Source organism: Streptomyces sp. NPDC014894 (assembly GCF_043080985.1).
Classification (GTDB): Bacteria; Actinomycetota; Actinomycetes; order Streptomycetales; family Streptomycetaceae; genus Streptomyces.
Genome location: NZ_JBIBWD010000010.1, coordinates 345,932 through 361,415, shown reverse-complemented (window position 1 = coordinate 361,415; position 15,484 = coordinate 345,932). Strand labels below are relative to the sequence as shown.

Sequence of the window (15,484 nt, the reverse complement as noted above, 5' to 3'; positions counted from 1 at the left end):
CCCCGCCCGCGCCCGCCCGGCCCGCCCCCCGGGGGCCCGCCCCACCCCCCCCGGGGGGGGGCCGGGGGGGGGGCCGGGGGGGGGGGGGGGGGGGCCGCCCCCGGGGGCGCGCCTCAAGCGCCGGCGGGGCTGAGTATGCGCGCGCGGGGTTCGGGGTGAGGCGCGGGACCCGGGCTTCCGCGTCGGGCTTCGGGGCCGGGTCCCGCGCCTCAAACGCCGGCGGGGCTGGTGGACGACGGCGAGGCTGAGGGCGAAGCGCAGGATCCGGTTTCCGCCTCGAACGCCGGCGGGGCTGAGGTTGACGCGCGGGCCCGGTTCCGCGCCTCAAACGTCGGCGGGGCTGGTGGATGACGGCGAGGCTGAGAGTGAAGCGCGGGACCCGGTTTCCGCCTCGAACGCCGGCGGGGCTGAGGGTGCCCCCGGGGCTTGGAGTGAGGCGCGAGACCCGGGCTTCCGCATCGGGCTTCGGGGCCGGGTTCCGCGCCTCAAGCGCCGGCGGGGCTGGTGGACGACGGCGAGGCTGAGAGTGCCCCCGGGGCTAGTTCGTGCGGAGGAGGGTGAGGACCTCGTCGCGGATGGTGGTCATGGTGGTGGTGTCGCGGGCCTCGACGTTGAGGCGGAGGAGGGGTTCGGTGTTGGAGGGGCGGAGGTTGAACCACCAGTCGGAGGAGGTGACGGTGAGGCCGTCGAGTTCGTCGAGGGTGACGCCGGGGCGGGACTCGAAGGCCTTGCGGACGGCGGCGGCACGGGCCGACTGGTCGTCGACGGTCGAGTTGATCTCGCCCGAGCCCTGGTAGCGGTCGTACTGGGCGACCAGCTCCGAGAGCGGGCGGTCCTGGGAGCCGAGGGCGGCCAGGACGTGGAGGGCGGCCAGCATTCCGGTGTCCGCGTTCCAGAAGTCGCGGAAGTAGTAGTGGGCCGAGTGCTCGCCGCCGAAGATCGCTCCGGTGCTCGCCATCTCCTGCTTGATGAAGGAGTGGCCGACTCGGGTGCGTACCGGCGAACCGCCCATCTCGCGGACCACCTCCGGCACGGACCAGGAGGTGATCAGGTTGTGGATGACCGTGCCGCCGGGGTGCTTGGCCAGCTCGCGGGCGGCCACCAGGGCGGTGATCGCGGACGGGGAGATGCCCTCGCCGCGCTCGTCCACCACGAAGCAGCGGTCGGCGTCCCCGTCGAACGCGAGGCCCAGATCGGCCCCCTCCTCGCGCACCCGGGCCTGGAGGTCGACGATGTTCGCCGGGTCCAGCGGGTTCGCCTCGTGGTTGGGGAAGGTGCCGTCCAGCTCGAAGTACATCGGTACGAGGGTGAGGGGCAGGCCCTCGAACACCGTCGGGACCGTGTGCCCGCCCATGCCGTTGCCCGCGTCCACGACCACCTTCAGCGGGCGCATCGCCGACAGGTCCACCAGGGAGAGCAGATGGGCGGCGTAGTCGGTGAGCGTGTCGCGCTCGGTCACCGTGCCGCGCTCGGCGGCCGGGGCGGGCGCGCCCTCGTCGGACCACCGCTCCACCAGTTCGCGGATGTCGGCCAGGCCCGTGTCCTGGCCGACCGGGGCCGCGCCCGCGCGGCACATCTTGATGCCGTTGTACTGAGCGGGGTTGTGCGAGGCGGTGAACATCGCGCCGGGCAGACCGAAGTGGCCGGAGGCGAAGTAGAGCTGGTCGGTCGAGCAGAGGCCGATCAGCGTGACGTCCGCGCCCTGGGCCGCGGCCCCGCGCGCGAACGCGCCCGAGAGCCCCGGCGACGACGGGCGCATGTCATGGCCGACGACGATCGCGTCCGCGTCGGTCACCCGGACGAAAGCCGCCCCGAACAGCTCGGCCAGCGCCTCGTCCCACTGATCCGGCACCACCCCGCGCACGTCGTACGCCTTCACGATCTGTGACAGATCAGCAGCCACGGGTCCAACCTTCCGTAAGTCTCTGGGGTCACCTCAAACTACCGGCACCCCTCACTCCTGGCCGTAGCGCGGGTCCACCGACTCCGGGGCCAGCCCCAGCAGCTCGGCCACCTGCTCCACCACGACCTCGTGGACCAGCGCGGAACGCTCCTCGCGGTTCTTCGCGCGGATCTCCACCGGGCGGCGGTAGATGACGATCCGCGCCTGCCGGCCCTTCTCGGCCGAGGCGGAGCTGCCCAGCGGGACCGAGTCCTCGGGCGCGGCCGGCACATCGAGGACGAGGAAGTCCACATCGGCCAGTTGCGGCCAGCGCCGCTCAAGGCGTTCCACCGAGTCCTGGACCAGGTCGCTGAAGAGTTCGGCGCGGCTCGCCGAGAGGGGGACCTGGGGCGGGGCCACCGGCCCCCGCATGCCGCGACCGTGGCGGTCGCGATGGCGCGGCCTCGGCTCGGCCGGGTGGGGCGGTACAGGGCTGTCCTTCACTGACGCAGCGTAGCTCTCCGGGTCGCCGCGCGATCTGCTTCGCGCGCCGGAAACCGCCGCGGCCGCGGTGTGTCGCCAATTGAGCGTTCCGGTCGCGCTTGAGGCCGGTTCCGGATCCGACCGCGATCGCCGGACGTATAGCGAATGACCTGATTTACCCCACGTGATGACCGAATCAGTGATGTCCGCCGACTCCGAACACCCCTTCCCCCGCAGGTCATCGAGGTCTCCGGGCGGCCCTGCGAACAGGCCCTCGCACGGCGACACGGTGGGGTGACGCGGGGGCGAGTCGTCGCAGCCCGCTCAAGAGTGCGGTACCGTCCAACGTCGTGAGCCCTGTACGTCGCTGTTCGCGCACCGCGTGCGGTCGGCCTGCCGTCGCGACACTGACGTACGTCTATGCCGATTCGACCGCGGTCCTCGGCCCGCTCGCCACCTACGCCGAGCCCCACTGCTATGACCTGTGCGCCGAGCACAGTGAACGCCTCACCGCCCCGCGCGGCTGGGAGGTGGTGCGGCTGACCGACGGCTCCGCGCCCGCCCGGCCCAGCGGCGACGATCTGGAGGCGCTCGCCAACGCCGTACGGGAAGCGGCCCGTCCGCAGGGCCGTGCCGCCGAGGCGCAGAACGGGCGGCGCACCGCGGATCCCCTGGAGGTCGCCCGCCGCGGCCATCTGCGGGTCCTCCGCTCGCCCGACAACTGACCCGTCGGCAGCTGCGCCCGTCGGTAACCTGACACGTCGGTACCTTCACCCGTCGGCGCCCGGGCGGACGACAGCCCGGCGGACGGGGCCCGGCCCCGGACCCCGGACGCCCGTCAGTCCGTCAGGACCGACAGATCCGCCTCCGCCTCCGGCACCTCCACCGTCCCCCGGTCGTCCAGCAGCGGCTGGACCGTGAACATCTCGACCCCGTCGTCCGGCAGCGCCAGCGTCCGCGACCCGTGCACCGGGCCGCCCGACTCGGTCTCCACCGTCAGCCCGTACGAGCCCTTCAGTCCGCTCGGGACCTGCGCGGGCACCGCGAGGGTGGTGCCCGCCTTGATGTCGTACGACTTCACGACCGGCTCGCCGCCCTTCTCCCCCGCCGACGCGGTCACCTTCACCCGGGCCGCCGCGTCGGGCGCGGTGAGGGAGAGGGTCGAGCCCTTGGACCGGTTGTCGGCGACCGAGGCGCGCTCGCCGAGCGGTCCGGTCGCCGGGATGAAGGCGACCTCCTGCTCGTCGCCCTTGCCCCGGACCACCCGCAGCGCCGCCACCACCGGGGTCGCCCGGCCGGCCCGCTCCGGGCTGACGATCAGCGAACCCGCCTCGCCCTTGGTGACGTCCTTCAGCTCAAGCCCCGTGGTCATACCCGCCTTGACGTGCAGGCTCTCGCCGCCGAGCGGGACGATCCGGCCCGAGGGGCCCGCCAGCTCGACCTTGAGGTCGGCGTCGCGGTCGCCGGGCGCGTGCACCATCAGACGGACCGAGGTGGCGTCCGCCGGGATGCCGGGCAGCACCGCGGCGCCCGCCGGGTCGGCCGCGGCCGCGATCCAGTCGCTGCCGGTCTCCGTCTCGGTGGACCGGACGGCCGCGCCGACCCGGCCCGAGCGGGTCCTGACATGCACGGTGACATCGGCGGACGCCTCGGTGGTCACGGTGGAGAGCAGGATGGGCAGGCTGGATCCGGCGGAGACCGGGACGCCCTCGGTGAGCGTCGTCTTCAGCTCGCCGTTCTTGCCGTAGAGCATGACGTCGGCGACGGCGGGGGTGTCGTCCGGATTGGTCAGATGGACGTAGTCCTGGCGTCCCTTGGCGGTGGAGGCTCCCGGAATCCAGAACTCCGTCCGGGGCGCGGCGCAGCTGAGCCCGAGCAGCCCCCGTCCGCCGCCCGCGGTGACCGCGGTGGTCTGCTGGACGGTCCAGCCGGGGGCCGTGCCGCCGGTGGCGAGGCCGATGAAGGCGGGGGCCTCCGAGCCGTCCTCCTCGGCCACGACGGGCTTGCCGGGCTCCTTCAGCGTGATCGCGCGCTTCTCGGCGCCGGGCTCCTTCGCCCGGTCCTCGCCCGGTTCGGCCGCGCGCTCGACCGATGACCTGATCACCGGCTTGAGCACGGCCGCGCCCTGCTCGCCGGCCGTGCCGCCGCCCGCCGGGGTGTACGACGTGTGCCGGGTGTCCGCGATGTCGGTGCTGCCCGCCATCGGGCAGACCAGGGCGGAGCGCTCGACCGGGAGCCGGACCGGGCTCTTGGCCGCCGTCGCCCCGGACCCGCCGCCGGGGGCGGTCACCGCGGCGAAACCGGTGACGGCGGCGAGGGCGGTGGCCGCGGCGAGCAGGGAGATGGTCGTGCGCTTCACTCTGACTCGCCTCGTGGGGTCGCGTTGGGGTCGGTGCGGTAGTGGCCGGGGCCGTGCGCCGGGGGATACGGCTCCGGGGCGTACGGCTCGGACGTGTACGGCGGCTCGGGCGTGTACGGCGGCTCGGGCGTGTAGGGGGCCTCGGGGGCGTACGGCTGCCCGGGCCGGTACGCCTCGGGCGCGTATGCCTCGTAGACCTGCTCGCCGTACGGCGCGTCCGGCGGGCCCTCGCTCCCGTACCGCCCGGTCCCGTACCGCTGACCGCCGTACTCCTGGGGCGGGTAGGGCTCGTTCCCGTACGGGGCGTTCCCGCCCTCGGTGCTCCCGCCGCCGTGGGTCCGCTGGTCCGGCAGTCGCGTCGGGTACGGCTCGGCCGGGTACGGGTCCTGGTAGGGGGCGGGCGTCTCCGGCTGCCCCGGGTGGTGCTCGGGGGGCGGCGGCGGGCCGTCGTCCTCGGCCTGGGCGCGGAGCCGGCGGGCCCTGCGGCCCTCGCCGTCCACGGCCTGCGCGGGGACGGCGAGCGGCTCCGCGCTCTCCTCCTCGGGCAGGTCGTCGTCGTTCTGCGCACGGCGGCCCGGGAGGGCGAGCACGACCAGCACCAGGGCCAGCAGCGCCTGGGCCCAGATCCACACGGTGTGGGCGGCGGGATTCTCGTGCGTGAGATGCAGCCGGCCGCCGGTCGCGGGCAGTTCGAAGCCCTGCGCCCAGCCGTCGACGGTGGTCTTCTTCAGGGCGCGGCCGTCGAGCGTGGCCGTCCACCCCTCGTCGGCGCGGTCGGCGATGCGCAGGACGCGTCCCTCGCCGCCCGCCGGGATCTCGGCGCGGGCCTCGACCTCGTCCGACTCCACGGGCAGCGGATCGCCCTCGCCGCCGACGATGGTGGCGCGGGCCACCTGGCGGTCGACCTGCCACAGGGAGCTGCCGTCGGCCTGACTGCGGCGGAGCAGGCCCGGGGTCGCGTCCAGGACCCGGCCGATCCGCGGGGACACCCCGTCGCGGAGCAGCACATAGCGGATCGCGTAACCGCTGAGCTGGCTGGTCTGGTCGGCTCCGGAGCCCGCCACGAGACGGGCGACGACCTTGTCGAGCCGGGCGTCCCGGCCCGCCGCCTCGGTGAGTTCGGCGTCTCCGAGCCGTCCGCCGGAGCCGCGCAGCAGGGTGTACGAGACCGTCGTGCCGGAGCCGCCGCCGAGGATCAGGGTCCTCGGCCGGTCGCGGGTGCCGCTCTCCTCCGCGACGAACGCGGGGACCTGGACCGGGTCGCGGCGCTCCAGCGGGCCGGCGGCGCCGCCGGCCATCCAGCCGACGGCCGCGACGGCCGGGCCGAGTCCGGCGGCCAGGGCGATGAGCACGGCGACGGGCTGCCGCCAGCCGAAGCTCTGCGCGCCGACGCGGGTCCGGCCCATCTCGGCGCCGAGGACGGCGGCGGCCAGCAGCGCGGCGCCGTAGACGAGGGTGGCGGGTCCGGCCCAGCCGGAGCGGTTGGCGAGGACCGCGAAGACCAGGCCGACGAGGGCCGCGGCCCAGGCGGCGCGGACCGCGAACCGCCGCTCCTCGCGGAGCAGGGCGGCGAGCGCGGCGAGCACGACGCCGATGAGGACCAGACCGCCGACGGTCTTCGGGCCGCCGGGGCTGATGCCGAGGAGGTCGACGGCGGAGGAGGGCGCGGCGCCGAGGTCGAGCCCGGCCTCGCGCAGGAAGGCGGACGGGTCGGTCAGCAGGGTGAGCGACCAGGGCGCGAGGACCAGCATCGGGGTGCCGAGGACGGCGAGGAGGCGCAGTCCGTGGGCGAGGGCCTCGCGGCGGCGCAGCACGAGGACGCCGAGGCCGAGTACGGCGGCGATGGGCCAGACGACGGGGGTGAAGGCGGTGAGGAGGGTGAGCAGCAGGGCGTAGGTCCAGGCGGCGCGCCAGGCGGGGCGGCCGGGGCGGCCGAGTCCGTGCGCCGAGACGGCGGCGCGGGCCGCCAGGGGCAGCAGGATCGCGAGGACGGCCGTGCCGAGCCGTCCGGTGGCGAGCGCTCCGGTGACGGCGGGCAGGAAGGCGTACGCGATGCTCGCCCAGGCCCGCAGCAGCCGGGAGCCGACCAGGGGGCGGGAGGCGAAGTAGGCGGTGAGTCCGGCGAGCGGGACCGAGCAGACCAGCAGCACTGTGAGAGCGAAGCCGGTGGAGCCGAGGAAGAGGGCGGACAGGGCGGCCAGGACGGCGAGATGGGGCGGGGCGGTCTGGGTGCCGCCGGCGCCGAGCGGGTGCCAGTCGTCCGCGTAGCGCGACCACAGCTCGGAGAGGGTCTCGGGGGCGGCGAGCAGCGCGCCGCCGGAGAGGGCGCCGCCGCCGAAGAGGCCGCGGGAGGCGATCACGGAGACGATCAGGAGCAGGGCGAAGAGGACGGGCGCGGGTTTGCGCGCGATCTTCTTCAGCCGGGCGAACTGTTCGATCTCCAGATACTCGGCGTCGTCGCCGCCGGGTCCGGACTCGACCGCGCCGCCGTGGCGGGAGCCGTCGTCGTCGCCCGCGCCGAAGTGGCCGGCGATCTGTTCGGCGGTGGCGCGGACGGTGGCCCCGGGGGGCGGGAAGAGGGGGCGCAGGGAGCCGGCGTCGGCGCTGCGGGAGGCGGCGCGCCCGCGCCGTCCGGCGATGACGCGTTCGGGGCGCAGCAGTACGCCGAGGAGGCCCATGACCTCGTCGACGGCCTGTCCGGGGACCTTGCCGATGAGATAGGCCAGGGTGCGCAGGACGGTGCCGAGGACGATGCGGAGCAGGACGTACGGGAGGGCCGCGGCGCGGGCGTTGGTGAGCAGGGTGTAGACGGCGCCGGCCTTGTCGACGCGGTGGGGTCCGGCGACGGAGCGGCCCGCGCAGTCGACGGTGCGGCGTTCGCGGGCGGCGGCCTCGGCGTGCCGCAGGACGGCGTCGGGGGCGACGAGGACGCGGTGTCCGGCGGAGTGGGCGCGCCAGCACAGGTCGACGTCGTCGCGCATCAGGGGGAGTCTGCGGTCGAAGCCGCCGAGCTGTTCGAAGACGTCGCGGCGTACGAGCATGCCGGCCGAGGAGACGGACAGGACGCTGCGGATCTGGTCGTGCTGGCCCTGGTCCTGTTCGCGTCGGTCGAGTCCGGTCCAGCGGCGTCCGCTGTTGGCGATGGTGACGCCGGCTTCGAGCAGCTGTTTGCGGTCGTACCAGCCGCGGAGTTTGGGGCCGACGATCCCGGCGTGGTCGTCGGTGTCGGCGACGCGCAGGAGTTCGGCGAGGGCGCCGGGCTGGGGGGCGCTGTCGTCGTGGAGGAGCCAGAGCCACTGGACCGGTTCGCCGTGGGGCAGTTCGGGGAGTTCGTGGGCGTCGTCGCGCCAGGTGCGGGTGACGGGGTCCCAGCCGCTGGGGCGCTTGAGGTAGGGCAGGTCGTCGGGGGTGAGGGTGCCGGCGGTGCGGACGGCCTCGTCGACGGCCGTGCCGAAGCCGGTGCGGCGGGCGAGGTGGAGCACCCGGTCGGAGCCGAGCGCGTCGGCGAGCAGGGTGGCGGATTCGTCGGCGCTGCCGGTGTCGGCGGCGACGGCGTTCTGCACGGGGCGTTCCTGGCCGAGGAGTCCGGCGAGGGTGTCGGGGAGCCAGCGGGCGCCGTCGTGCGAGACGACCACGGCGGTGACGACATGCCGCGGGAACTCCGGCGGATGTGCTGGGGAGTACGCGGCGGTGGTGGCGGACATCGAGGTACGGGCCCTCCGGCCGAGGTCGCCCACGCGGGGGCGCTGAAGCGTCTGGGACGGGGCCCCACACTAACGGTAGGGAAAGGCGGTGGGGTGACGAAGTGGTGTGGTGGGGCGGGGGGTGCGGTGCGTTCCGGGGACGGCGGCGGGGACGGAAACGGGCACGAATGGGGACAGGGGGCGAGGGGGTTCCGGCGGGGTGGCGGGGGTGATCGCGGGGCTCGCCCGGGGGGGCGGGGCGGGGACCGGGCTTGTCGGGGCCGACTCGTCACACGACGGGACGCGTCACGCGACGGGACTCGTCATGGAGCGGGACTCGTCACGGGACGAGCGGTCCGGGACGACGAGGCCGGGGGCCGGGACCGGGCCGGGGCACGGAAACGGTCCGGGGCACGGAAACGGTCCGCCGACTGCGGGACAAGCGCGGTCGGCGGACCGTGGTCGGTGTTCCGGAGTCCGTTCTCCGGTCTGATTCTGGATATACGTTCGGTTTTCAGACGGCGGCCTTCTTCAGTCGTCGCCGTTCACGCTCGGACAATCCGCCCCAGATTCCGAATCGCTCGTCGTTGGCGAGCGCGTACTCAAGACATTCCGAACGGACTTCGCACGCGAGACAGACTTTCTTCGCCTCACGTGTGGATCCGCCTTTTTCAGGGAAGAAGGACTCGGGATCGGTCTGGGCGCACAACGCGCGCTCCTGCCAGCCGATTTCGTCGTCCGCGTCCTCGACCAGCAGTTGTTCGAACAGCTCGGTCATGTGCGCCCCTCGTCTGTTTTTGCGTCCCCGTGATGTTGCCGTGATCGGTTTCGGCCAAACGACACGAGTGAAATTACAAGTGCGCGGATCCGGGCCAGTCAAGCCGGGATCTGCTATTGGGTCCCGTATTCACTCTGCGGGACCAAGGCTATGCGGAAAGTGTTCAAATCACCAAAAACCTGACACTTACCAGTGGCCTGCGCACGCACCTTGCTGCGCCTCCCTTCTCACGGGTGAGGACGACACAGGGATCGATCTTGTTGCGATCCAGCCACTGAAGCGATCCGGATCACAGCCCGATCACGGGACCGCGGCGGCGTTCACGCGCACAGCCGGGTGCGGCGAGGCACGGTTGCCGCCCTTGTCTCCGCTGAACCGTATGAACAAACCTTTCTCCGGTTCGCGTAACCGTATGAGGTGAATCATTACCGCCAAATCGGTCATTGAGTTGACACGAAACAGCCGGAGCCGTCACCTTGGATGGCATGTCAGCGACCTCAGCATCCTCCGTGACCCCCCTTCGCGGGTTCCGCAGTGCTGTCCAGTCCCGCTGTCGCTGTTCCAGCTGTTGATGCCGTAGCGCTCCAGCCCCTCTCCGCGCTCCAGCCCTCCCCCCGCCTGCCTCCCGACACGGGCAGCCGCGCGGCCCCGTGGCGCTCCGCGCCGTACCGCCCGGTCCGACTGCGCCGCCCCGCAGTGCCCGTGACTCCCGCACTCCCGTTCTCCGCCGAGGAACCCCCGCACCCCATGAACAGCGACAGCGACCTCCAGATCGCCGGCGACATCCTCGCCGTCCAGCACCTGCTCCAGCCCGCGCCCGAACACCCGGTCACCGTCGCCGACTTCGTGGGGCTCGCCCGCTCCGTCGCCGCCGACCGCTCCCGGTGGGCCCATCTCGTCCGGTACGACGCCGCCAGCCGCTACTACCACCGGCTGAGCACCGGGCCCGGCCACGAGGTGTGGCTGCTGACCTGGGTGCCCGGACAGGGCACCGGACCGCACGGGCACGGCGAGTCCTCCGGGGTCCTCACCGTCCTCGAAGGACGGCTGACCGAACGCACCGAGCGGGCCGCCCGCTCCCTCGCGGCGGGCGCGCAGCGGGTGTTCGCCCCCGGGTACGCGCACGAGATCGTCAACGACTCCCTCGAACCGGCCGTCTCCCTGCACATCTACTACCCGGGTCTGACCGAGATGCCGATGCGCCCCGCCTCGGCGGCGCACGCCCGCTGCGGGCAGCCGGCGGCGGTGAGCGCGACCTGACGGCTCGGGGCCCGCCCCGCAACTGACATGCTTGGGTCCATGCGCATTGTGGTTCTGGCCGGCGGCATCGGCGGCGCCCGTTTCCTTCGCGGTCTTCAGCTGGCCGCGCCCGAAGCGGACGTCACGGTGATCGGGAACACCGGTGACGACATCCATCTGTTCGGGCTCAAGGTCTGCCCCGACCTCGACACCGTCATGTACACCCTCGGCGGAGGGATAAACGAGGAGCAGGGCTGGGGGCGTACGGACGAGAGCTTCAAGGTCAAGGAGGAGCTGGCGGCGTACGGCGTGGGGCCCGAGTGGTTCGGCCTCGGCGACCGCGACTTCGCCACCCATATCGTCCGTACCCAGATGCTCGCCGCGGGATATCCGCTCAGCGCCGTCACCGAGGCGCTCTGCACCCGCTGGAACCCGGGCGTCCGGCTGCTGCCGATGTCCGACGACCGGGTCGAGACGCATGTCGCCGTGGAGCTGGACGGCGAGCGCAAGGTCATCCACTTCCAGGAGTACTGGGTGAAGCTGCGGGCCTCGGCGCCCGCCGAGGCGGTCGTGCCCGTCGGGGCCGACCAGGCGAAGCCCGCCCCCGGCGTGCTGGAGGCGATCGCCGCCGCCGACGTGATCCTCTTCCCGCCGTCCAACCCGGTGGTCAGCGTCGGCACCATCCTGGCGGTGCCGGGGATCCGCGAGGCGATCGCCGAGGCGGGCGTGCCGGTGGTCGGGCTCTCCCCCATCGTCGGGAACGCGCCCGTGCGCGGGATGGCGGACAAGGTGCTCGCCGCGGTGGGCGTGGAGGCGACGGCCTCGGCGGTCGCCCGGCACTACGGCTCCGGGCTGCTGGACGGCTGGCTGGTCGACACGGTCGACGCGGACACGGTCGCCGACGTCGAGAGCGCGGGGATCCGCTGCCGGGCGGTACCGCTGATGATGACGGACGCCGACGCGACGGCGGAGATGGCGCGGCAGGCGCTGGCGCTCGCCGAGGAGGTGCGGGCATGACCTCCCTCCGGGACGGGGCGCAGGCCGCGGGCGCGGACGGCGCGGCCGCGGGCAGCGGGGCTGTGGACTTCTCCGTACGGGCCCTGCCCGGACTGCCGGAGATCGCGGCGGGCGACGACCTCGCCAAGGTGATCGCCGCCGCCGGGCCGGACCTCGCCGACGGGGACGTCCTGCTGGTCACCTCCAAGATCGTGAGCAAGGCGGAGGGGCGCGTCCTCGCCGCGGACGACCGCGAGGCCGCCATAGACGCGGAGACCGTACGGGTCGTGGCGCGGCGCGGGCCGCTGCGTATCGTCGAGAACCGGCAGGGCCTGGTCATGGCCGCCGCCGGGGTCGACGCCTCCAACACCCCCTCGGGGACCGTGCTGCTGCTGCCGCTGGACCCCGACGCCTCGGCGCGGGCGATACGGGAGGGTCTGCGCGAGGCGCTCGGCGTGGACGTCGGCGTACTCGTCACGGACACCTTCGGGCGGCCCTGGCGCACCGGGCTGACCGATGTCGCGATCGGCGCCGCCGGGGTCCGGGTGCTGGACGATCTGCGCGGCGGGCGCGACAGCCACGGAAATCCGCTCAGCGCGACCGTGGTGGCCGTCGCCGACGAGCTGGCCGCCGCCGGAGACCTGGTCAAGGGCAAGACCGCCGGGCTGCCGGTGGCCGTGGTGCGCGGACTCGCGCATCTGGTGGGCGACGACGGCGGGCTCGGCGCGCGGGCGCTGGTGCGGGACGCGGCCGAGGACATGTTCCGGCTCGGCACCTCCGAGGCGGTACGCGAGGCGGTCACCCAGCGGCGGACGGTACGGGAGTTCACGGGCGCGCCGGTGGATCCGGCGGCGGTGCGCCGGGCGGTCGCCGCGGCCGTGACCGCACCCGCGCCGCACCACACCACGCCCTGGCGGTTCGTCCTGCTCGAATCGGCCGGGGCGCGGACCGCGCTGCTCGACGCCATGCGGGACGCGTGGATCGCGGACCTGCGGCGGGACGGCAAGTCCGAGGAGTCGATCGCCAAGCGGGTCCGCCGGGGCGATGTGCTGCGGCGGGCCCCGTATCTGGTCGTCCCCTGTCTGGTGGCGGAGGGTTCGCACCACTACGGGGACGAGCGCCGGGACGCCGCCGAGCGCGAGATGTTCGTGGTCGCGACGGGGGCGGGCGTACAGAACTTCCTGGTGGCGCTGGCCGGCGAGGGGCTGGGCTCGGCGTGGGTGTCGTCCACGATGTTCTGCCGCGACGTCGTACGCGAGGTGCTCGGGCTGCCCGAGGAGTGGGATCCGATGGGGGCGGTGGCCGTGGGGCACGCGGCGGGAGCGCCGAGGCCCCGGGGCGAGCGGACGGCGGAGGCGTTCGTCGAGGTGCGCTGAGTGTGCCCGCGGTCGGTCTGTGCCTGAGCCTGCGGCCCTGCCCGTGCTTGTGCTTGTGCCCGTGCTGGTGCCGTTCGGTCAGAGGCGGCCGATGTCGACCCGGTACATCTTCGGGCTGCGGCGGGGCGGGATCCGGCCGCTGAGCAGGATCAGCCGGGTGGCGCGGTGGCGCTGCCCGGCGTACGGGGCGAGGAGTTCGAGCATCGCCGCGTCGTCGGCGTCCCGGTCGCCCGCGAGGGCGTAGCCGACGACGCCCGGCAGATGGAGATCGCCGGTGGTGACGGCGTCGGGCGCGCCGTGGCTGCGCTGCACGGTCTCGGCGGAGGTCCACGGGCCGACGCCGGGGATCAGCTCCAGCCGGGCCCGGGCCGCCTCGGGCGTCATGTCCGCCGCCTCCTCCACCCGCCGGGCGACCCGGACCGCGCGCAGGATCGCGGACGCGCGCTTGTCGTCGACGCCCGCGCGGTGCCACTCCCAGGACGGGATGAGGGCCCAGGTGCGGGCGTCGGGCGTCACCCGCATCCCCGGGGCGGGGCCGGGGGCGGGCTCGCCGTACCCCGTGACCAGCAGCCGCCAGGCGCGGTAGGCCTCGTCCGTGGTGACCTTCTGCTCCAGCACGGAGGGGATCAGCGACTCCAGGACGAGTCCGGTGCGGGTGAGACGCAGACCGGGGCGGCGGTGCCGGGTGAGGGCGAGGAGCCGGTGGCGCGGGGTGAACGCGTCCGGGTCGTCCTCCGCGCCCAGGAGCGCGGGGAGGGTCTCCAGCAGCCACGGGGCGCCCGGGCCCCAGGCCTCGGCCTCGATCTCACCCGCGCGGGCGGCGATCCTCAGGGTGCCGGGGCCCTCCGGGGTGCGGGCGGTGCGCCAGAAGGAGCCGTCGGGGGTGGCTCGGAAGGTGGGGTCGGCGGGGCCTCGGCGGAGGGGGGTGAGGGTGAGGGGGAGGCTGAGGGGGGTGGGAGGGGTCCAGGTGCGGGTGGGGGGCACGGGTGTGTTCCTCGAGGTGGGGGGCTTCTTCGAGGGTATGCCCCTTGGGCTGCGGGGGGTCGGGGGGCTGCGGGGGCCCGGGGTGCGGGGGCGCTGCGGGGGCCCGGGGCCCGGGGGCCCTCGGGGTGCGGTGCCCTCCGCGGGGCGCGGGCTGCGGTCGGGGGCCGGCCCTCGAACCCCTGCGCCTCAATCGCCGGCGAGGCTGAAATTTGGCGCGGGCCAGCCCCCAAAGAAACCTCGCGCCTCATGCGTCGGCGGGGCTGGGATTGGGCGCGGGCCACCACCAAAAGCCTCGCGCCTCAAACGCCGGCGGAGCTGAGATTGGGCGCGGGCCACCACCAAAAGCCTCGCGCCTCAAACGCCGGCGGGGCTGGGATGGCCCGGCGAGGCTGAGGTTGAGCAGTGCCCGCAGGGTTCGGGGGGAGCAAGGTCGGCAGAGCTGAGGGGCGCGGGACGGGAAGCCCGGCGGCGCTGAGGTTGAGCGGAGCGCCCAGGCTCGGGGTGAGCAAGGCCGGGAGAGCTGAGGGGCGCGGGACGGGAAGCCCGGCGGGGCTGGGATGGCCCGGCGGGGCCGGGGTGGAGGGGTGGCTACTGGTCGGAGGAGAAGCGGAGGGTGGCCGGGGGGAGGGTGGTGTCGCACCAGAGGCGGGCGCCGGAGAGGAGTTCGTTGTCGGGGCCGACGGTGGCGCCGTCGCCGATGACGGCGCCGGTGAGGATGGTGCGGGCGCCGATGAGGGCGCGGGTCCCGATGAGGGAGTCGGAGATCACGGCGCCTTCCTCGATCACCGCGCCGGCGAGCACCACGCTGCCGTCGATCCTGGCCCCGGCGCCCACCCGGGCGCCCTCGCAGACGACGGTGCCGCCGGTGAGCTTGGCGTCGGGGGCGACGGAGGCCGAGTCCAGGACGAGACGGTCGCCGCAGCGGCCGGGCACGGCCGGGGACGGGGCCCGGCCGAGGACCAGGTCGGCCGAGCCGCGGACGAAGGCCTGGGGGGTGCCCAGGTCGAGCCAGTAGGTGGAGTCGACCATGCCCTGGAGGTGGGCCCCCGAGGAGAGCAGGCCGGGGAAGGTCTCCCGTTCCACCGAGACCGGACGGCCCGCCGGGATCGTGTCGATCACCGAGCGGCGGAAGACGTACGCCCCCGCGTTGATCTGGTCGGTGACGATCTCCTCGGGCGTCTGCGGCTTCTCCAGGAACGCCGTCACCCGCCCCGTGCCGTCCGTCGGCACCAGGCCGAACGCCCTGGGGTCCGCCACCCGCGTCAGATGCAGCGACACGTCCGCGCCCGAGGAGCGGTGCTCGCCGAGGAGCGCCCCGATGTCCAGCCCGGTCAGGATGTCCCCGTTGAAGATCAGAACGGGTTCGTCGGGTCCCGACGAGAGCCGTTCGGCCACATTGCGGATCGCCCCGCCGGTGCCGAGCGGCTCCTCCTCGGTCACGTACTCGATGCTCAGACCCAGCGAGGAGCCGTCGCCGAAGTAGGGCTCGAAGACCTCGGCCAGATACGAGGTCGCGAGCACGATGTGCTCCACGCCCGCTGCCCGGGCCCGCGCCAGCTGGTGGGTGAGGAAGGGGACGCCCGCCGCCGGGACCATCGGCTTGGGGGTGTTCACGGTGAGCGGGCGCAGCCGGGTGCCCTTGCCGCCGACCAGGAGGATCGCTTCTGTCACCGTGTCGTCTCTGCTTCCTGTCCGGGCGGAGGG

11 protein-coding genes are annotated in these 15,484 nt (G+C 74.1%); 4 read left to right on the top strand and 7 right to left on the bottom strand.

Annotation, left to right across the window (positions count from 1 at the left end; all coding sequences use genetic code 11):
* Positions 1 to 538: 538 nt before the first annotated feature.
* Complete coding sequence (locus ACF089_RS25170) at positions 539 to 1,903, bottom strand: phosphomannomutase/phosphoglucomutase (protein WP_392030553.1); 1,365 nt, start codon at positions 1,901 to 1,903, stop codon at positions 539 to 541.
* A gap of 51 nt (positions 1,904 to 1,954) precedes the next feature.
* Positions 1,955 to 2,386 carry a metallopeptidase family protein gene (locus tag ACF089_RS25165; RefSeq protein ID WP_392030550.1) on the bottom strand — a complete coding sequence of 144 codons (432 nt, stop codon included), beginning with the start codon at positions 2,384 to 2,386 and terminating at the stop codon, positions 1,955 to 1,957.
* Between the two features lie 329 nt (positions 2,387 to 2,715).
* On the opposite strand from ACF089_RS25165, the gene ACF089_RS25160 reads away from it, so the two are divergent.
* Entirely contained in the window at positions 2,716 to 3,090 is a 375-nt protein-coding gene (locus ACF089_RS25160) for a DUF3499 domain-containing protein (RefSeq protein ID WP_392030547.1), read from the top strand.
* Positions 3,091 to 3,203: 113 nt separating this feature from the next.
* On the opposite strand, the gene ACF089_RS25155 is transcribed toward ACF089_RS25160, so the two are convergent.
* The 3 genes from ACF089_RS25155 to ACF089_RS25145 all read right to left on the bottom strand — a co-directional run bounded on the left by ACF089_RS25155 (position 3,204) and on the right by ACF089_RS25145 (position 9,185).
* Positions 3,204 to 4,724, bottom strand: coding sequence for a DUF5719 family protein (locus ACF089_RS25155; protein ID WP_392030544.1), 1,521 nt, complete (start codon positions 4,722 to 4,724; stop codon positions 3,204 to 3,206).
* Positions 4,721 to 8,428, bottom strand: a complete 3,708-nt coding sequence (locus tag ACF089_RS25150; protein ID WP_392030541.1) for a glycosyltransferase — start codon at positions 8,426 to 8,428, stop codon at positions 4,721 to 4,723. The genes ACF089_RS25155 and ACF089_RS25150 overlap by 4 nt, the downstream gene beginning before the upstream one ends.
* Before the next feature lie 493 nt (positions 8,429 to 8,921).
* On the bottom strand, positions 8,922 to 9,185 hold the full coding sequence (locus tag ACF089_RS25145; RefSeq protein ID WP_006348971.1) for a WhiB family transcriptional regulator: 264 nt from the start codon (positions 9,183 to 9,185) through the stop codon (positions 8,922 to 8,924).
* A gap of 747 nt (positions 9,186 to 9,932) precedes the next feature.
* On the opposite strand from ACF089_RS25145, the gene ACF089_RS25140 reads away from it, so the two are divergent.
* Genes ACF089_RS25140 through ACF089_RS25130 form a run of 3 tightly spaced genes read left to right on the top strand, consistent with a single transcriptional unit; the run spans position 9,933 to position 12,796 of the window.
* Complete coding sequence (locus ACF089_RS25140; RefSeq protein ID WP_392030537.1) at positions 9,933 to 10,445, top strand: cysteine dioxygenase; 513 nt, start codon at positions 9,933 to 9,935, stop codon at positions 10,443 to 10,445.
* 39 nt (positions 10,446 to 10,484) lie between these two features.
* Positions 10,485 to 11,441, top strand: a complete 957-nt coding sequence (cofD, locus tag ACF089_RS25135; RefSeq protein WP_392030534.1) for a 2-phospho-L-lactate transferase — start codon at positions 10,485 to 10,487, stop codon at positions 11,439 to 11,441.
* The gene (locus ACF089_RS25130) at positions 11,438 to 12,796 is read left to right on the top strand and encodes a coenzyme F420-0:L-glutamate ligase (protein ID WP_392030531.1); all 1,359 of its coding nucleotides are present in this window, start codon (positions 11,438 to 11,440) and stop codon (positions 12,794 to 12,796) included. Before cofD ends, ACF089_RS25130 begins: the two co-directional genes overlap by 4 nt.
* Positions 12,797 to 12,874: 78 nt before the next feature.
* Here the strand turns inward: ACF089_RS25130 and ACF089_RS25125 are convergent, their stop codons facing one another.
* Positions 12,875 to 13,819, bottom strand: a complete 945-nt coding sequence (locus tag ACF089_RS25125) for a DNA-3-methyladenine glycosylase family protein (protein WP_392030621.1) — start codon at positions 13,817 to 13,819, stop codon at positions 12,875 to 12,877.
* A gap of 549 nt (positions 13,820 to 14,368) precedes the next feature.
* Positions 14,369 to 15,451 carry a sugar phosphate nucleotidyltransferase gene (locus ACF089_RS25120; RefSeq protein WP_392030529.1) on the bottom strand — a complete coding sequence of 361 codons (1,083 nt, stop codon included), beginning with the start codon at positions 15,449 to 15,451 and terminating at the stop codon, positions 14,369 to 14,371.
* Positions 15,452 to 15,484: the final 33 nt, after the last annotated feature.